Below are 19,132 nucleotides of genomic sequence, written 5' to 3' on the forward strand. Positions count from 1 at the left end.
ATGACAAATCACTTCAAAAAACCTGTTTACCTGCTTTTTGTAGCCGGTATAGCAGGAGCGCTTCTGTCATCCAGCATTTTGGCAGCCGCCGCGCTTTTGCTTGCCATAACAGGCCTCATAATCAGTTTCCGAAAATCTCTCTATCAAGCCGGATGGGATAAGCCCAAAGAGCTACGTTTACTGCATTTCGCATTCTGGTTTTTCGTGCTCGTGAGTTTTTACTCTTGGGCAATTGAAGGTTTCAGCTACGAGGGAGGCAAAACGTTCGGTAACCATGCCCGCTTCATCCTCTTCTGGCCTCTGATCATTGCTCTAAGCTACGCCCACCTGAACGCAAGTACACTTTTCGCCGGGGCCGGGCTCCTGGCTGCAAGTACTTTTGGGCTGCTGGGCTCAGCGCTGCTTGCAAATCAAGGTTCTATAGACTTGCTTCTCAACAGCCGCTTTGGCGGTGGAATAAACCCGATCAGTTTTGGGAATATCGCGTTACTGGGTGGTTTTCTCACTCTGGTGGGCGGGCTGTTTTTTTACCGCAGTAAGCGACGCGCTCTTGGCTTTCTTTTTATCACTATAGGAGCCGCGGCCGCCGCGATCGCCATGCTCTCGCAAACCCGAAGCAATCTTGTTGCCCTGCCATTTTTCCTGCTGCTACTGGTGCCTCTGCTAAGCAAAAACCTGCGCATCATCAGCATGATCGCAATTCCTGTCGTGGTTGTTGCTGCCATTGCAACCAACGATCGGATGTCAGAGCAAATTGCAGGTTTTCTGCAAAATGACACCCCGGATTCAGCCATTACAATCCGGATGGAGGTATGGGGCCTTGCTTGGAACATGTTTGCCGAGAATCCTTGGACCGGCATCGGACTTGGCGGCTATACGCAAGAAATCGAGGCGTCAGTCGCCTCCGGGGAGGCATCTGCCGCACTGATCGAATGCTGCACAGGCCACGCCCACAATGATTTTTTCAACATTGCTGCCACCAGCGGTATCCCGGGCATTCTTAGCTGGGCGTTTCTGATATTCATACCGCTGACAATTTTTTCACGACACCTGTTCAGCAGGCATACAGCTTCCGCGCATCTTGCAGTTGCGGGCTCACTGGTCAGTATTGGTTACTTTCTCTTCGGACTAACCGAAGCTACCTTTAATCGAACGCTGTTCCTGACCTTCTATCTGGTATCGGTTGCCGGTATCGCTGCTGCGCTATTCAACGAGCTTAGCACCTCATATGTACGCCAAAGGACCAAAACAGTCTCTGCAACGATCATCACTAAAAACGAAGAGGACCACATTGCCGATTGCCTGAAATCGGCCCGACTGGTTGCCGACGAGATTATTGTTCTGGATAGCGGAAGCACAGACAGAACCGTTGAGATTGCAAAGCAATATGCCGATATTATTGAGGTAACCGATTGGCCCGGTTTTGGCGTTCAGAAACAAAGAGCTCTGGAAAAAGCCACGGGCGAATGGGTGCTGTCACTGGATGCCGATGAACGCATTACGCCGGAACTCGCCCGTGAAATAAACCATCGGCTTGCCGATCCCGACGCAGATGCTTACAAGCTCCCTTGGGCTGTCACCATCTATGGTGCTCGACTGGACTTCGGCCGCAGTGGCAGGGCTCCTCTGAGGCTGTTCCGGCGAGAGGGTGTTCGTTTTTCCGATGCACTCGTTCATGAACGAATTCTGATTCCAGAAGGAAGGAAAACCAAAACCCTGCGCGGCCGCCTGACTCATTACACACACCGAGACTTTGGCCACTCACTTGAAAAAGGCGCCAAGTATGCCTGGCTTGGTTCACTGGAAAAGCACCGGAAAGGCAAGAAAACACGCACTATGATCTACCCTACCCTGAGGGGATTGATGACCTTTGTGCAGGTCTATTTTATCCGGTTTGGGTTTCTTGATGGCGCCGTTGGTTATCTGACGGCGGTCACTTATGCCCAAGTGACCTTTAACAAATACGCGGGCCTGTGGACTATCGACCGTCCCTCGATACCCGCAACTCACGACGCAAACGCCGCCTAACCTTGAGCTTTCTAAGCAGGTTAAAAGGCTTGCGCCGCAAACCTGACTTTTTGTTTGCCAGGAAATCGTCTACCGCATCCAGAACCCGAGCGCTGGAGCGCCCGTCACGGTAACTATGAAGATCGTCGCACAGGTTTCTCGCGGACGTCATCAACATCTCAGGATGGTCCAAAGCCCGCTCCAAAGCTGGCTCCAGCTCTTCAACCTTAGCCACATCAATCAGATAAGGTCCGGGCATTTTTGTTCTGAAGGTAACCACCGGCCGATCCAGAAACATAAATTCAAACATGATTGATGAGGTGTCGCACAACATAACGTCAGCCTCGGGCAGTAGTGGCAATAGATCCTCATCACTCTCGATAAACCTCAGATTCTCCCCTGCAAGGCGCCGGTATTGCTCAACCACTGAAGTTTCCATTTTCGGGTGCAGAGTAACAATGAATTTCCAGCGACCACTCCCCGCCAGCTCAGCAATCTTGTCGACAAGAACTGGCGCCGAAGTTACAGACCGGCTGAAGGTGGAAGCGAAAAAAACTACGGGCAAACCATCTTCAGAACGACGGCGCCGCTCTTCACGTGGCTGAGACAAAAGGGGATCCAGCTTTGACCAGCCAGTATGTGCTACGGAGAAATGTCGGTGCTGCTCGGCCAATGCCTGAAACCTGGCCGTATCGCTTTCCGCATGAGTGCAGTAAAGATCGAACCAGCCGCGAATTCGATAGTGATCGCTCTCATCTTCGCTGCTGTGGCCTCGCTTGTTTCGCGCCATGCCATGAAAGACCTCCACCTTGATACCCGGAAAGAAATAAGGTACCCAGTCCCCTGGCACGAAGGTCGCGTCGGCACGATAATCCATAACCTCCTGAACGGTTTTCAGACGTCGCTCATCAGGCCGCAGAGGAGCCGCCGAACAACCAGCAACAAACCACGCAGCCTCGTCGCCACGTCGACGAATCTCATCCTGCAGCGGGCGCAGAATGGAGTACGAGTATGGCTGGTTAACGAAAAACAAATACCGGCGCATTCAGTTTTTTCTCGTCAGTGATTTATAGAGGTCGCCGGTTTCACGAACAGTTTGCGAGGTATGGAAGTCGTTAGCAATTCGCTCTCTGGCAGTCTGCCCTAACTTTTCAAGCAACGCCCTGTCACGGTATAGCAGCTCTATTGCAGAAGATAGGGCTGCAGAGTTCTTAGGGGGAACCACAAGTCCACTACTTTTATCCTCTACCAACTCAGGCATGCCACCGACATTGGTTACGATTGGTGCCACACCATAGGCCATGGCTTCAATAACAGCTCTGGGCAGCCCCTCTCGCTCAGTCGACGGCAAAACAAATACATCACTCGCAGCAGCTATCGCTGGTGCATCAGTTCGAAAGCCGGTGAAATGGATACGCTCAGGGTGTGCTGACTGACTCACCTGAGCTTTCAGGTCCTGATTGTCGATAGCATCGCCCACCAGAACTAAATGCGCTTCCACACCCTCAGGCAGCTTGCTGATAGCATCAATCAAAAAATCATATCCCTTTCTGGGATTGTTTCGGCCAGTGCTACAAACTACAAACGCCCCCTCGGGCACGCCAAACTGTCCAAGATCTGCCGGTGCAGCCTGATACCATCCGAGATCATGGCCTTTGTAGATGCGGGTGAGCTTTTCATGCGGAATATGCAACCAGAGCAGCCGGAGACCCGCAAGATAGTCTTTGATTGCATCGGCCACACACACAATCTTGCTAACCCTGGGATGTAAAAATGTTATCCAGGATTCGGGGTTTAAAAAACTGATGTTGCCAATAATCCCACGGTACGCCACAACTTTTATATCTGTTCCTTTAGACGCTCGCAAAGCGCAAGCCAGCGCCCTCGGATTGTACGCGTGGATAACGTCATAACTCTTACTGTTCAACTGTGCTTTGATTGCCGCAGTGCCTTCCTTATCAAAGCGATTTTTCAGAGCCATTGGCTGCGCCACCAAACCCTCTTCAACAAGAAGCTGATAATTTCGGCCTTTGGGATTGCACATAACGTCTACGTCAAACCCGACGTTTTTCAATCCTATGAAGAGTTCACTCTCCGGGCGGTCACAGGCGTCAGTCAGGCATAAAATTGCCGGCAGTGCCCGCTTTTCAGATTTATCACTCAAGCGGCAGAACTCCCCTCATATCCATTTAAAAACACATTCCAGAACCTGTTCAGGGCAGCATCGCCTGCAACCTTCTTCAAAGAACGGGCTAAACGATTCAAGTTATCGGTTTTCCAATTGGACCGAGAGCTTGGCGGCATAATACACCCCTTATCGAAATCAATCAGGAAGAAGTCCTTTTCCACCATCAGCACATTAAAGCAGTTCAGGTCTGCATGCCGCACATCTGCGTCGTGAAAGCGGCGAACTGTTTGCCCAAGCGCATGCCAATCACCACTGTCGAGCTTACCTATCAGGTCTGCCAAGGGCGTCGCACCCTTTATGCGTTCGATAATGATAGCTGCACGATATTGGATGGGAGACACCTTCCGGTACCAGGCTGCCACCGGCACCGGCACCGGCAAATCCATAGATATCATGCGATTCAGGACTCGAAACTCCGAGAAGGATCGAACATTATGCTCACCAGTATAGGCATAAGTCTTCCGGGAAATATGAGAGGCCAAACCGCCACGCAGGTACTCTCGCAAAACGAACTCCTTGTCACCAGCCTTGATAAACCAAGCCCCACCACGGCCACCACTGCCCACTAACGAGGCTTTATCCCCCCAGTATTCCGGCGTAAACCAATCCGCTGTCACATTCCCGATAACATCGGAATTAACAAGAATAAAAGAGTTGTTTTCACGCTTAAAAATTTCAGTTTCGACCATGTAACCCCGGACAAACACAGCGGGAGGTTAACCACCCTCAATAGCCACCAGTTAAGACGATAGCAAACAAGTAAGATAGAATGACTGGTAGTTTATCAACGATTCGCCGCAAAGCTCTACCAGCTGCGCTCTTCAATCTGTAACGGATTTTCAATAGATGAAGTCTATCTGCATTCTCCGCCTCTCCGCCATCGGGGACGTTACCCATGTCATCCCTGTTGTGCTTAGCCTTCAGGAACAGATTCCCGGCGTAAAAATCACTTGGATTATCGGAAAAATCGAAGCCAAGCTAATTGGGGATCTGCCCGGAGTCGAGTTTATTGTCTTTGACAAGAAAGCCGGACGCCACGCCTATTCAAATCTCCGAAAACAGATGGCCGACCGCAAGTTCGACGCCCTGCTGCATATGCAGGTCGCGTTTCGCGCCAACCTTGTTGCCGCCTGCATTCGCGCAAAAGTGCGCGTCGGTTACGACAAGGCTCGTAGCAAAGACCTCCATAGCCTCTTCATCAATCGCCGGATTGCGCCGGCTTATCAACAGCATGTTCGCGATTGTCTGGCCAGCTTCCTCGAGCCTTTAGGTCTTCAGCCGGCTCAGCCAAAATGGCTTATTCCACTCACCCGGAGTGATCACGAGTTCGCCGAAAAGCACCTTGCCGACGATCGTAAGAATCTGGTTATAAGCCCTTGTGCGAGCCACAAATTGCGAAACTGGCCGCCGGAGCGTTACGCTCTGCTGGCAGACTATGCAATAAAGGTGCATGGCATGAATGTCATTCTGGTTGGCAGTCCTGCGCCGTTCGAAGCGGAGTACTGCGAAGCCATCGAAACCGCAATGAAAGAGAAGGCGCACAACATTTGCGGCAAGGACACCCTCAAGCAACTGGCAGCCTTGCTGACTCACGCCGACTTAGTGGTTGCGCCCGACACGGGGCCAGCCCATATTGCCAGCGCCGTAGGCACGGACGTGCTGGGATTATTTGCCGCCAGCAATCCCTATCGATCAGGCCCATATAATTCATTGCAGTGGTGCGCTAACCGCTATCCGGAAGCCCTGAAGAAATTCACAGGAAAGTCTGTAAATGAAGCCCGCTGGGGAGCCAAAGCAGAGTTTGAAGGCGCTATGGAAATGGTGTCGGTTGAGAACGCAACAGAGGTACTGGATAAGTGGGTTGAGGCTCACTAATCTCCCTCTCCCTTGAGGAGAGGGGGGGGGGAATTCAATTCTACGTTCCGGAATGCAAAGCAGGCTCTATGGAGAGGGCCTGCTTAATTACGGGCCGTGTAATCCTGGTAAGATTTCTCTTCTACAAACCGTGACCCAAGCGCCAGGTTAATGTCTTTCTTCAATGCCGCACGCTTATCATTGGTAACATATACAGCACGCGCCAGTTCAATAAACTTCGGGCCGAAGTCCTGTTTTGCTTCTTCATCCCGAATGTCGTCTTCAATAACCCAAAGCTCTTCATTAACCGCTTTCAACTGCTTGCGCAGCTCTGCGATTGCATCCTGATCTTTTACAGCTTCGGCCCAGGTGGCACTTAATTCATCCAGCTCAAGCCTGACATTTCGCACCTTGGCTTCATCCTTGATGCGCTCGGATTTAATTTCCAGAATGGTGATTTTGTCGAGTACTTCGCCGAAAGAAACCGGAACTTTAATGACGTCAGCCATTTTCTGCACCTGTCAATTTGATGAGTTTAAACACTTGACGACCGCTTGCGCTATTGCAAGCGGCGACAATCGAATCGATCACGTTCAGTCTTTGATGTGCGTCAGCCAGTCACTGTGCTGCGGCAGCTTTCCTTTCACCGCATCAAAATACATAGCCTGTAATTTCTCGGTTACCGGCCCGCGTTTGCCCGCGCCAATGGCACGGCCGTCCAGCTCGCGAATCGGCAGCACTTCTGCCGCTGTACCGGTAAAGAAGGCTTCGTCAGCAACATACACTTCATCGCGAGTAATTCGGCGCTCTTTTACCGGGATGTTCAATTCTGCAGCAAAATCCAGAATGGTCTGGCGGGTAATACCCTCCAGACAAGAGGTCAATTCTGGTGTGTGCAGAATCCCATTACGCATGATGAAGATATTTTCGCCAGAGCCCTCGGCCACATAACCCTCATTATCCAGCAACAGGGCTTCTTCACATCCACTGGCAATCGCCTCATTCAACGCCAGCATGGAGTTGATGTAGTTGCCGTTCGCCTTCGCCTTACACATGGTGATATTAACGTGGTGGCGAGTGTATGAAGAGGTGCGAACCTTGATGCCAACTTCCTTGGCTTCTGGCGACATATACGAAGGCCAACTCCAGGCCGCAACCATTACATGCACCTTCAGATTATCGGCACGCAAGCCCATGCCTTCAGAGCCCAGAAATGCCATCGGGCGCAGGTAGGCTTCATCAAGGTTGTTCTCACGAACAGCCGCGCACTGGGCTGCGTTCAGCTCTTCTTTGCTGAATGGCATTTTCATGTTCAGAATGTGGGCGGACCGGAACAGGCGATCTGTGTGATCCTGCAGGCGAAAAATAGCCGGGCCATTCGCAGTGTTGTATGCGCGCACCCCTTCAAAACAGCCCAGGCCGTAATGCAGAGTGTGAGTCAGGACGTGAGTTTTGGCTTCACGCCAGGGAACCATTTCACCATCCAGCCAGATAACGCCATCGCGATCAGCCATCGACATGCTTCGTTGCTCCTAAAAAACGGTTTTTGGAAACCTAGTGTAGTCTGGCATTCTATCAGGAAATTTTAGCGGAACGACACCAGGCTCACTATACCGCCATGATTTTCTTCCAGACGGACTGAATGTATCGCCGCTCGTCGGTGAACGCATCACTTGCTACCTGGCTGTTAAGATTCTGCAACGCCCGTCGGTGAATGCTGGAGCGCAAGGCAATATAGGCCTCACGCAACTTCTCGGCATCGCTCACCGGCAACACCCCGGCCCGGCCCAGCTCCTCCATTTGGCGGATATTGTCAGACCATTGAGTCAGTTCCGGATGCGCCTCGCTCCAGGCCAGCATCAGGTACTGCACCATGAATTCCATATCCACAATGCCGCCCGCATCATGCTTTATATGAAAACTTTCCTCGCGCCTGCTTTCTGGCGTGCCCAGATTGGTGCGCATTTTCTCGCGCATCTCCAGCACCTCCTGGCGCAGTTTATCCTTGTCCCGATGCTGGCAAAGTATATCGTGCCGAACCGCCTCAAAAGCCGCAATTGCGTGCCTGCTGCCGGCAACACCACGGGCGCGGGCCAAAGCTTGATGCTCCCATGTCCAGGCATCGTTGCGCTGATACTTTTCAAAAGCGCCAAGCGTGCTCACCAACAATCCGGAATTGCCCGAGGGTCGCAGCCGCATGTCCACTTCGTACAACTGACCTGAAGGCGTCTGGGCATTAAGGATATGGACAATTCGCTGACCAAGACGGGTATAGAACACCACGTTATCAATGGGCTTATCACCATCTGTTGATAGCTCGGGGTCTGCAGTGTGAACAAACACCAGATCCAGATCCGAGGTGTAGCCCAGTTCAATGCCACCGAGCTTGCCGTAGCCAATCACCGCAAAATCAGTACCTCCGCTAGCCCCTTCAGCTTGTCCGGGATAACCGTGGCGTGCGACCAGATTGGTGAAAGCGACATCCACCACATGATCAAGCACCACCTCGGCAATCCAAGTGAGATAATCACTCACCTTCATGAGAGGCAAGGTCCCCTTCAACTCGGACGCCGCCACACGAAGGGTGTGGGCTTTCTTGAAGTGACGCAGCGACTCCATCTGGTTTTCCAGATCATCGTAAGAAATCCTCAGTGTTTGCTGGCGCAGATCATCCTGTAATTCTTCCCGTGCCGGCGGGCTGTATAAGCTTTCAGCATTAAGAAGCTCATCCAGCAGCAAGGGGGTTTCCGCCAGCTGGCGGGCAATCCAGGGGCTTTCGCTGCACAGGCTTACCAACTGGGCTCGGGCGCCGGGGTTCTCCAGCAAAAGAACCATGTAGGCCGTTCGACGCAAAATCGCTTCAACCAACTGCAAAACGCGGGACAGAGTTTCTGAGGGCTTCTCTACTTCGGCTAATGCCGCCAGCAGCACCGGCATAAATTGGTTCAGCCGCTTGCGGCCCTGAGTCTGCATAGTCTGAACTGTGCGGCTTTCACGTAAGCTGCCGAGTAGGCCAAGGCTGCCAGCAGGATCTTCGTAGCCGTGGCTTTCCAGCCACTCCTTATCTGTAACCTCATCAACCTCCGCCAGCCATAGTTCACACCAGCCTTCATCCAGAGAAGATCGTGCGTTGTCTTCGTCCTCTTCGGTGGCAATAATATTTGCGAAATGGGTAGCAACATTTTCCCGATGCCGCGCCAGGGCCTGCTGGCAGCTATGCCACTCCTCAAACCCCATAATCAGTGCAACACGGGCTCTTGAAAGCTCATCCTCGGGCAATAGCTGGGTTTGTTTATCTTCCATTCCCTGCAGGGCATGCTCAAGATTACGAAGAAAGACATACGCCTCACGTAGCTCATTCACTACCTGCGAAGGCAGAAGCTCCAACTCCTCCAACTCTTTCAGAATGACCAGCAATTCACGCTGCTGAAGCTCTCTGTCGCGGCCGCCACGAATGAGCTGAAATGCCTGAACCACAAACTCGATTTCCCGGATGCCTCCACTGCCAAGCTTGATATTGTTCTCAAGCCCCTGCCTGCGAACTTCGCGGCCAATCATCGCTTTCATGCTGCGCAGGGACTCAAACGCACTGAAATCAATATAGCGGCGGTACACGAAGGGCCTGAGGCTCTCCATAAGAACCTGCCCAGCTTTCAAATCACCCGCCACCACGCGGGACTTGACCATGGCGTAACGCTCCCAATCTCGCCCCTGATCCTGATAGTAGGTTTCCAGCGCGGCGAAGCTCAGTGCAAGCGCACCACTTTGCCCATAAGGGCGCAGACGCATATCCACCCTGAACACAAAGCCGTCAGCGGTAATCTGGTCCAGAGCCTGAATCAAACGCTGGCCAAGCCGGATAAAAAACTGCTGGTTGTCCAGAGAGCGCCCACCGCCCCGGGTTTCGCCTTTGCTGGGAAAGGCAAAAATCAGATCAATATCCGAAGATACGTTCAGCTCACGACCACCCAGCTTCCCCATACCAATAACAATCAGGGATTGGGGCGCCTCTGCACCTGTTACCGGGTCTAACCCCCAAGGAGTGCCATACTGCTCACAGGCCGCTTCGTTCAGCCAGTCCAGCGCACCCTGAATACACACTTCAGCAAAGGCACTGGTCGCAGCCATGGTCTCCGCCAGATCTGCCCAGCGCAGCAAATCCCGCCAGATTATGCGGAACTGCGCCTCCCGGCGGAAACGGCGCAAAGCCACATGTAATTCAGGCTCATCCGATACTTCCGAAAGGTATTCACGACAGCGCGACTGAAGATATTCCGGCGTGGTTGGCTCACTCAGCAATCGCGATTCCAGCAGTGTCCGCACCTGCTGTGGATGCCGCTCAAGGGTTTGCCGCAGAAACAGGCTCCGTGCCACGGCCTGGACCACCACATCTTCCGATACGCTGGCATCTGCCAGAAGCCAGCCTGGCAAACCTTCCGGAAAAACCGATGCCCAACTGGCAGAAACATCATCCGCCAACGGCAAAGGAAGGCAATTCCATGGCTCGGACATAATGCAAACCCCTGTCTCTCTGTTATATTTCCGTTACTGTATAACGAACTTACCCGAGACTGAACAGGCCAACACCGGATGCTGAGAAACCGCTTCCCCCTCAACGCGGAACATGAGAAAAGCAAAATCCCCATGGGCGGGCTTATCCGGAAACGGGCAAAAAACCTGTTTATGGTTCTGATTGCGCTGCTGACCACCCATATACTGATAATCTGGGCAGTAGAAGAGCTAACCCTGTTCGAATCGCTCTGGATGACCATGACCACCATCGCGACCGTAGGCTATGGCGACTACGCACCGGTAACCTACATAGGCCGCATCAGCACCATACTGTTCATCTTCGTGGGCGCTATTACCTTAATGACGCTGATTGTCAGCGATTTCATCGAGTACCGGTTCTACCGCCGGGAACGCATTCTCACCGGACGCTGGATCTATAAAATGAACAACCACATTGTCATTATCAACACCCCCAAACACGGCGGCACCACCTATTTCATGCGCTTTGCAACGCAAATCCGGGCCGTACAGGGCTATGAAACCATCCCTATCATGCTGCTTACCCGGGAATTCCCCAGCGGCCTGCCGGCTGAACTGTCCGATTTGGGCATCGTTCACTACCATGGTTCCGGCTTCGATCCGGAGGCACTGAAGGCGGTACACGCAGGCAGCGCCAAGCATATTGTTGTATTGGCTGCAGACGAGTCCGACCCTCACTCTGATAGCCTCACTTTCGATATATCCCACCGTCTTGGCGAACTCAACCTGGGCCAGAAAACAACGGTGGAGTGCGTAACTGATGCCAACCGCAGCCGGTACAAAGAACTTGGGGTTAGGGCCGTTATTCGGCCTGTACGCACCTACCCTGAAATCATGGTGCGCTCTGTAGTGGCTCCAGGATCAGAAAAGGTTCTGGAGGACATGTTCAACTACGAGCAAGACCACCCACACCGCTACGACCTGGAACTGGATGATCTTAACTGGGCAGATATTGTCAGCGCACTGATTCGCCATGGTATTGGTACCGCACTGGCCTATATTAATCATGACGACGAGGTTATCTGCCACCCGGCTATAACCAAAGAGATAGAGGGCAAAGGCCTTATCGTGCTGGTCAAATCCAACGATACGCCGGATCTGGCGGTGGTCGAAGAAGCACTGGAGCGCTACCGCAAGTTTATGGAAAAATGGAGAAACATGCAGGAAGATGCGACCATAACCGATTCTTCACCCCCCTCCACTCACTAAGCAACTTCTCCAGGCTTTGTCTATGGAATCCGTACTTTTCCAGCCGCTGGTTGATGCGCTTGCATCCGGCCAGCCTCAGGCCATTGCTGAAGCAGCAAACCTGTTCAATGCTGCCGATCTTGCCGAATTTATCGAACAAAATATTGAGGGAGAAACAGGTCGCGCTCTGTTTCAGGGCCTCCCCATTGCTCTGCGAGCAAAAGTGCTGGGCTATACCAACCCGGACACCCAGCTGCTGTTGACCGAAGCTACACCTCTGGCTGAACTGGCCCTGCTTACCACAGAAATGCCATCAGACGACCGGGTTGATTTCTTTAATCTGCTTGAAGAGCCTCGCCAGAAGCAGCTCATCAAAAAGCTTGACCAGGAAGATCAGGAAGACCTGACAGCACTTCTGGCCCACGAAGAGGGCACTGCGGGTGCCTTGATGAGCACGGATTACGCTGTGTTCGAATCAGGCATCACGGCAAGTGAAGCCATAGACATTCTGCGCAAAACTGCAGAGAGCAAAGAAACCATATACCAATCCTACGTGATTGATGAAGACCAGGTGTTGATTGGCGTGGTGTCACTGCGCCGCCTGATCATTGCCAAGCCCGATACTGTTATCGACTCCCTGCTCGCCACGGGCCTCGTAACCACGCACACGAACACTTCACAGGACGATGTTGCCAGACTGATCGCCAAGTATGATCTCCTCGCACTGCCCGTTGTAGACGACCACAACCGCCTTGCAGGCATCGTCACCTATGATGATGCCATGGACGTTATAGAGGCCGAAGCGACGGAAGACATTCACAAGGGTGGAACCGTAAGCAACCTCGACTCTGGCATTACCCTGGCCTCACCTTTTTCGCTCTACCGATCCCGCATCCAGTGGCTGGTTATTTTGGTGTTCGCCAACATTTTCACCGGTGCGGGCATCGCGCATTTTGAGGACATCATTGGTGCCCATCTGGCCCTTCTGTTTTTCATGCCACTGCTGGTTGCCAGTGCCGGTAACGCAGGCGCGCAATCCGCCACACTGGTGGTACGCGGCATAGCAACGGGGGACGTGGTAAACCGGGACTGGATTCGGCTGTTCAACAAAGAGCTATTCGTGGCAACCGCGCTCGGCCTGACCATGGCCCTGACCGTATGGACCGTAGGCATGTTCCGCACTGAAATGGTTATCGCCACAATTGTTGCCATAACCATGATTGCGGTAGTACTTGCCGGCGGGCTAATTGGCATTTTGTTACCGCTGCTACTCAACCGGTTGGGCGTCGACCCGGCTGCGGCAAGCATTCCACTTATCACAACCATTGCCGACGTAAGCGGTGTACTGATCTATTTCAGTATCGCCACAGCCATTTTAGGCGCCTAGCGGGCGCCTGCCCTACTCGCCAACAGTCCCAACTGGCACTGACCAAGCTCTGGCCTAGATAGCAAGTTTCCCAAAGACTGCCCTTTGGCCAAGGCCTCAACCACTGCGGCAAAGGATTGCCCTTGCCCGGAAGCTTCTGCCTGCACCGCAAGCGCCTGAACATCCAGCCCATCAAGCGAGACGCTGCCCTGCTCAAGCCAGGCATGACTGAGCCGGTATAAAAGTCGATCAAGATCATCATGCGTGTCGGCGCCTGTGCCACCATCTTCACCAGCAACATGTATTCCCGCAAGGTAATAGCCCTGTTCCGCCTTGCTGACCAGATTCAGAAAAACCGGGCATTGCAGGGCAAGCTTTTCAGCCCAGGCCAGCAGCCGGGATGGATCGCCAGACACAAGCTCAAACTCCACTTCGTGAAGTGGTTTTTCCTTTCCGCCGGCTGCAATAATGCCCTCATCCACAGCGCACTCAATCAATGCCTCGCCGTCGTCCAGCATGACCACCTGACGAGTAAAATTGGTTTCAAACGCAGGCGCCAGCCGAGCGAGGTTCACTCGATCTCCCAATGGTGTGTCTGCCAGCAACCCTATTGAAAGCTGCGGCCCATCCACTGGCCACTCCCACTCCTCCCGCCGATGGGCACCATCCACGAACTCACCACGGGTTTTGAGTGTCTGTACATAATGGCTACCGGCCTTGCGCACACGAAGAGCCGCCTGCTGGTGATTGAGCTCCGAATCCGGGGTGTCGTAGTAACAGTTCACCAGAGATTTCTTGCTGCCAGCTTGAGCTTCCGGTTGAGCAAGCAACCAATTCAGCGCCTTCAAGAGATCTCCGGACTTGAGGCTCAATTTTATTTCCAGCTCTTCCGCCATGCTTGCCTAACCTATATTTTCTGTAAGCCAATAACGCAAAAACCGGTGGCCCTGAGGCCACCGGTTTTCAATACCAAACTAACTGATTAGCTGGTGAGCTGATCAGAAGTAGTAGGTACCACCAACAGAGACAGAGGAAGCCTCGCTCTTGTCAGCAACACCGTAAACTCCGTCATCACCGCCACCCAGGTAGCCTTCAACGTACACGTACAGGTTATCTGAAACGTTGTGAAGTGCCTGCAGGGTGATTACGTCGATCTTATCGTCACCACTTACGCCGTCAGCTTCTGCCATCTCATAAGACAGTGCAAACACGTTCTTGCCCAGAGTGTAGATACCCTGTACACCGACTACATCGTAAGCATCTTTGCGGGTCTGGTATTCAAGAGAAACGGCCAGAGCATCCATATTGTAGGCAGCGCGCAAACCGTAGGTGTTTTCGTTGTTCCTAGGGGCCTCTGCTGCATTTGAAGAATACTCGGTAGCACCATCGTTAGAGTCCATAGCAAACGCCAGGGTCAGTGCATCAGCAGAGTAGATTGCTGCCAACTGGTACGGGTAGCTCTTCTTGCCGCCTGACTGTGAATCGCCGTCGCCGTTAACCTGTACAGCAGCACCCAGCTTTAAACCGCCGAAGGATGGCGTCATGTATTGGATCAGGTCGCCTTCACCAGTAGTGTAGTTTCCACCGATGTTGTACGTTCCAACTTCGTAATAGTTTACGATCTTGTCGACCGCTGATTCGTACAGGGAATCGTCAGAACCAACCCACAGTTGACCGAAGTTGTCACCCTTAATACCGATGTACGCCTCGTCCAGCTTGATACGACCACGACCTTTAGACTTGTCGTCTGCATCAATACCATCCAGCTCAATCTTCATGAAGCCTGTGAGGCCAGGGTTGATCGCATGCTCATGAGTAAAGCCGATGGTGGAGCCGTTATCGTTGTGGGCGATGTCGCTTGAGCCACCATCAACGTTGGTGTAAGTCAGAGCGTACTGGATGTTACCGTAAACCGTCGGCAGGTTGCTTTCCTGTGCCAGAGCAGTGCCAGAAATAGTGGCAGCAGCGATAGCAGATGCAATGAGAGTCTTCTTCATGTTGTATGTCCTTTTGCGAGTTATTTCAGGTTTTAACAACGGGTTAATCCCGATTTCTATAAGCTGCCCCAGAAAAACCGGATGGCTCTTATTTTAGGTTTGCAACATGTCAAATCTATGACAAAGAAGCAACTTTTCCCACCATAAAGACCTCACTCAATCAGATCTTTATGGTTCAGTCACTTACGGCACTCTCTTAAAGCGCCGCATGATGACTCACTTTTAATACATGAACAGCTATTTTGCAAATATTTCATGTCGATTTTTTAACCCATTTAATCCCAAAAACGCAAACCTTTATTCCAAAGCACCTTCGGCCAAGGCCCAGCCGCTCTTTTCAGGATGGGTAAATCAACGTATTCCACTACAAGTTTGCAACAACACTCAGCGGGTTGAAAGCATAAAAGTTACCGGCCCGTCATTAACCAGGCCCACCTTCATGTCCGCGCCGAATAAACCTTCTTTAACCCTTGCCGCACCCAGCTCCGCCCGTGCCAGATCGAGGAAACTGGCATACTGGCTTTCTGCCAAATCCGGGGCGGCCGCACGTGAAAAACCAGGGCGTGTACCTGAAGAAGTGTCAGCAGCAAGTGTAAACTGGGGTACAACAAGCAAGGCGCCACCTGTATCGAGCAAACTGAGATTCATGCGCCCCGCTTCATCAGGAAAGATGCGGTAGGTAAGTATTTTCCGAAGCAGCTGTTTTGTTTCACTCTGTTCATCTCCCCGCTCCACACCCAGCAACAACAATATACCGGCATCTATGCGCGAAATTTCACGACCGTTAACCTCGACGCTAGCTTTTGACACCCGCTGGACAAGTCCTTTCATCCGGTTTTTTTGTTAACTCCGGTCAAATGAGAATTACAATCAGGCAAGAGTGTAGCCATGCTCGCAGGTTCTCGCAACCCCGACTAACGGCTAGCATCAGCCGGCATTTTTCTCCGCTCTTGCAATGACCTCATCAACACTTCGCAAAAGCGCATCCACAATAGCCGGTTCAGACGCAGAATGCCCGGCTTCGCGGATAATTCGCAACTCTGCTTCTGGCCAGGCATTACTGAGAGCAAGCGCATTATCCAGCGGACACACCATGTCGTAGCGGCCATGAACAATAATGGCGGGTATACCCCGGAGCTTGTGCGCATCCCTTACAATCTGGTTATCTTCCAGAAACGCAGCATTCATGAAGTAGTGACACTCGATTCGCGCCAGGGCAATGGCAACATGCGGGTGACCAAAATGCTCAACAACCCGCGGGCTCGGGTTCAGCGTGGCGCAGCGTCCTTCCCATATCGACCAGGCTTTCGCAGCCTGCATCTGCTCCAACTCGTTACTGCTGGTTAGCCTTCGGTAATAGGCGCTCACCATATCACCGCGCTCAACTTCGGGTATCGGTGCTTCAAACTCCTTCCAGTAGTCTGGAAATACGCGGCTTGCACCATCCTGATAGAACCAGGAAATATCCCGGGGACGACAAAGGAAAATTCCCCTAAGCACAAGCCCCATAACCCGCTCCGCATGGGCTTGGGCGTATACAAGACTAAGAGTGGAACCCCAACTTCCTCCGAACAGCAGCCAGCGCTCAACCCCCAGGAATTCACGAATAGTTTCCATATCCTGAACCAGCTTGTCGGTGCTGTTCCCCTCCAGTTCCGCCAGGGGTGTGGAGCGACCGGCTCCGCGCTGATCCATCAGAATGATTCGAAAACGCTCCGCATCGAAGAATCGGCGATGATAGTCCTCACATCCACCCCCGGGACCGCCATGAACAAAAAGAACGGGTATCCCCTCCGGATTGCCACTTTCCTCAACATACAGTTCATGGGGCGCTTCCACCGCCAGCCGGTGTTTTGCGTAAGGTTTGATGTCCGGGTACAGGGTAAGCATGGGGCGCTCCGCTGATCAGCTTAAGGTCGACGACAGTGTAGCGGAGATATGCGGATACCAGGATGTGTTTGCAAAAACCGGAAGCAAAAAAAAGCCGGGGCTGTGTTACCAGCGCCGGCCTGATTCAAAGCGTAAACCTTACTTTTTGCTCGCGCGCTTACGCTCGTTTTCGGTAAGGTGTTTCTTACGCAGACGAATAGATTTGGGCGTTACTTCAACCAACTCATCATCGTCAATAAATTCCAGCGCCTGCTCAAGAGTAAACTTGATCGGCGGCACCAGGCCAATGACCTCGTCCTTGCCGGAGGCACGCATGTTATCCAGCTTCTTGCCTTTGGTGGGGTTAATCACCAAGTCATTTTCACGGCTATGTATACCGCAAAGCTGGCCTTCATAAATTTCCTGGCCTGGATCGAGGAACAGCTTGCCACGACTCTGGAGAGTTTCCAGTGAATAGGTCAAGGCCGTACCTGTGGCCATGGAAACCAGAACGCCGTTTTGGCGACTGGTAACGTCACCGCTTTTGATCGGGCCATAGTGACTGAAGGTTGAGGTAAGAATACCCGTACCTGAGGTCATGGTCAGAAAGCTGTTACGGAAGCCGATAAGCCCGCGGGCAGGAATCGTGTACTCAAGGCGCATACGGCCCTTGCCGTCCGGTACCATGTTGGTGAGATCGCCCTTGCGCAGCCCCATTTGCTCCATCAAGGAACCCTGGTGCTGCTCTTCGATATCAACAATAACGTTCTCGTACGGCTCCTGCTTTTCGCCGTCTACTTCCTTGATAACCACTTCCGGGCGACCTACCGCCAACTCGAAGTTTTCGCGGCGCATGTTTTCAATCAGAACTGACAGGTGCAGCTCACCGCGCCCGGATACCTTGAACTTGTCTGCTGAGTCACCCTCTTCTACGCGCAAGGCAACGTTGTGCAGCAATTCCTTCTCAAGGCGGTCCTTGATGTTCCGACTGGTCACAAACTTGCCTTCTTTACCACAGAAGGGCGAGTCGTTAACCTGGAATGTCATGGAAACAGTTGGCTCATCCACCGTCAGCGGTGGCAGGGCCTCCACGTTGTTCATGTCGCACAGGGTGTCGGAGATGTACAGTTCATCCAGACCGCTTACGCACACAATGTCGCCCGCCTGCGCTTCAGCCACTTCCACGCGCTGCAAGCCGGAGTGCCCCATAATCTTGAGGATTCGGCCCTGACGCTTCTTACCATCTGCACCAATGGCAACCACGGGTGAATTGGTTTTGATCTTGCCGCGGGCAATACGGCCGATACCAATCACACCAAGAAAGCTGTTGTAATCGAGCTGGGATATCTGCATCTGGAAGGGACCTTCCGGATCAACAGAAGGCGCGGGCACGTGATCAACGATCGCCTGGAAGACGGCATCCATGTTGTCTGCCAGATCCTCATGGTCCAGGCCGGCTACACCGTTCAGTGCGCTGGCATAAACAATCGGGAAATCCAGTTGCTCATCGGTTGCACCGAGACTGTCAAACAGATCGAAAACCTGGTCTACAACCCAATCCGGACGCGCGCCCGGGCGGTCAACCTTGTTCACAACCACAATCGGACGCAGCCCGGCGGCGAAAGCCTTCTGGGTTACGAAACGGGTCTGGGGCATGGGGCCGTCGATGGAATCAACCACCAGCAGCACGCAATCAACCATGCTCATGACCCGCTCTACTTCGCCACCAAAATCCGCGTGCCCAGGGGTGTCTACAATATTGATATCGTAGCCATTCCACTTAAGTGCGGTATTTTTGGCAAGAATAGTAATGCCCCGCTCTTTTTCCTGGTCGTTGGAGTCCATGACGCGCTCGTTCTCGAGCTCTTTGCGATCCAGCGTGCCGGACAGACGCAGCAGTTTGTCTACAAGCGTGGTCTTACCATGGTCAACGTGGGCGATAATGGCGATATTACGAAGTTTTTCAATCACAAATTTATTCCTGAGAAATGCACTCAATGATCCAAGAAAGCCATTCAGGGACAACCCCGCACGCGCCACCTCAAATCTGTAAAATGGACTCATCCACTGGCACCTGGCGGCCCAGCGCTCCGCATGCAGCGCCCGGCTTGT

15 protein-coding genes are annotated in these 19,132 nt (G+C 52.7%); 4 read left to right on the forward strand and 11 right to left on the reverse strand.

Going from position 1 to position 19,132, the window contains the following annotated elements:
• A complete protein-coding gene (locus FFI61_RS16540) occupies window positions 1-2,028 on the forward strand; it encodes an O-antigen ligase family protein (protein WP_200371786.1) in 2,028 nt (675 codons plus the stop codon).
• Here FFI61_RS16540 and FFI61_RS16545 read toward each other — a convergent pair.
• From FFI61_RS16545 to FFI61_RS16555, 3 genes are read right to left on the reverse strand one after another with little or no spacing between them, the layout of a single operon-like run.
• Window positions 1,979-3,052 carry a CDP-glycerol glycerophosphotransferase family protein gene (locus tag FFI61_RS16545; protein WP_200371787.1) on the reverse strand — a complete coding sequence of 358 codons (1,074 nt, stop codon included), beginning with the start codon at window positions 3,050-3,052 and terminating at the stop codon, window positions 1,979-1,981. The genes FFI61_RS16540 and FFI61_RS16545 overlap by 50 nt on opposite strands.
• A complete protein-coding gene (locus FFI61_RS16550) occupies window positions 3,053-4,171 on the reverse strand; it encodes a glycosyltransferase family 4 protein (protein ID WP_200371788.1) in 1,119 nt (372 codons plus the stop codon).
• On the reverse strand, window positions 4,168-4,884 hold the full coding sequence (locus FFI61_RS16555) for a 3-deoxy-D-manno-octulosonic acid kinase (RefSeq protein WP_200371789.1): 717 nt from the start codon (window positions 4,882-4,884) through the stop codon (window positions 4,168-4,170). Before FFI61_RS16555 ends, FFI61_RS16550 begins: the two co-directional genes overlap by 4 nt.
• 157 nt (window positions 4,885-5,041) lie before the next feature.
• Between FFI61_RS16555 and FFI61_RS16560 the strand changes: the two genes are divergently transcribed.
• Window positions 5,042-6,070, forward strand: a complete 1,029-nt coding sequence (locus tag FFI61_RS16560) for a glycosyltransferase family 9 protein (protein WP_200371790.1) — start codon at window positions 5,042-5,044, stop codon at window positions 6,068-6,070.
• A gap of 83 nt (window positions 6,071-6,153) precedes the next feature.
• On the opposite strand, the gene FFI61_RS16565 is transcribed toward FFI61_RS16560, so the two are convergent.
• From FFI61_RS16565 to glnE, 3 genes are all read right to left on the reverse strand, one after another.
• Window positions 6,154-6,558, reverse strand: coding sequence for a DUF6165 family protein (locus FFI61_RS16565; protein WP_200371791.1), 405 nt, complete (start codon window positions 6,556-6,558; stop codon window positions 6,154-6,156).
• A gap of 84 nt (window positions 6,559-6,642) precedes the next feature.
• Complete coding sequence (locus tag FFI61_RS16570; RefSeq protein ID WP_200371792.1) at window positions 6,643-7,569, reverse strand: branched-chain amino acid transaminase; 927 nt, start codon at window positions 7,567-7,569, stop codon at window positions 6,643-6,645.
• 88 nt (window positions 7,570-7,657) lie between these two features.
• On the reverse strand, window positions 7,658-10,561 hold the full coding sequence (gene glnE, locus FFI61_RS16575; protein WP_200371793.1) for a bifunctional [glutamate--ammonia ligase]-adenylyl-L-tyrosine phosphorylase/[glutamate--ammonia-ligase] adenylyltransferase: 2,904 nt from the start codon (window positions 10,559-10,561) through the stop codon (window positions 7,658-7,660).
• Between the two features lie 78 nt (window positions 10,562-10,639).
• On the opposite strand from glnE, the gene FFI61_RS16580 reads away from it, so the two are divergent.
• Window positions 10,640-11,809, forward strand: coding sequence for a potassium channel protein (locus FFI61_RS16580; protein WP_200371794.1), 1,170 nt, complete (start codon window positions 10,640-10,642; stop codon window positions 11,807-11,809).
• A gap of 22 nt (window positions 11,810-11,831) precedes the next feature.
• Window positions 11,832-13,175: a magnesium transporter gene (gene mgtE, locus FFI61_RS16585; RefSeq protein WP_200371795.1), complete on the forward strand. Its 1,344-nt coding sequence runs from the start codon at window positions 11,832-11,834 to the stop codon at window positions 13,173-13,175.
• Here mgtE and FFI61_RS16590 read toward each other — a convergent pair.
• From FFI61_RS16590 to typA, 5 genes are all read right to left on the reverse strand, one after another.
• Window positions 13,172-14,050, reverse strand: coding sequence for a CYTH domain-containing protein (locus FFI61_RS16590; protein WP_200371796.1), 879 nt, complete (start codon window positions 14,048-14,050; stop codon window positions 13,172-13,174). The two genes, mgtE and FFI61_RS16590, sit on opposite strands and share 4 nt — an antisense overlap.
• A gap of 102 nt (window positions 14,051-14,152) precedes the next feature.
• The gene (locus FFI61_RS16595; RefSeq protein WP_200371797.1) at window positions 14,153-15,151 is read right to left on the reverse strand and encodes a porin; all 999 of its coding nucleotides are present in this window, start codon (window positions 15,149-15,151) and stop codon (window positions 14,153-14,155) included.
• Window positions 15,152-15,535: 384 nt separating this feature from the next.
• Window positions 15,536-15,982 (reverse strand): D-aminoacyl-tRNA deacylase, encoded by a 447-nt coding sequence (dtd, locus tag FFI61_RS16600; RefSeq protein ID WP_200204899.1) that lies wholly within the window; start codon window positions 15,980-15,982, stop codon window positions 15,536-15,538.
• Between the two features lie 96 nt (window positions 15,983-16,078).
• Entirely contained in the window at window positions 16,079-17,041 is a 963-nt protein-coding gene (gene pip / locus FFI61_RS16605; RefSeq protein WP_200371798.1) for a prolyl aminopeptidase, read from the reverse strand.
• Window positions 17,042-17,179: 138 nt separating this feature from the next.
• The gene (typA, locus tag FFI61_RS16610) at window positions 17,180-18,991 is read right to left on the reverse strand and encodes a translational GTPase TypA (protein ID WP_200371799.1); all 1,812 of its coding nucleotides are present in this window, start codon (window positions 18,989-18,991) and stop codon (window positions 17,180-17,182) included.
• Window positions 18,992-19,132 lie beyond the last annotated feature (141 nt).

This window comes from Marinobacter sp. DY40_1A1, from assembly GCF_016597815.1.
In the GTDB taxonomy this organism is placed as follows: domain Bacteria; phylum Pseudomonadota; class Gammaproteobacteria; order Pseudomonadales; family Oleiphilaceae; genus Marinobacter; species Marinobacter xiaoshiensis.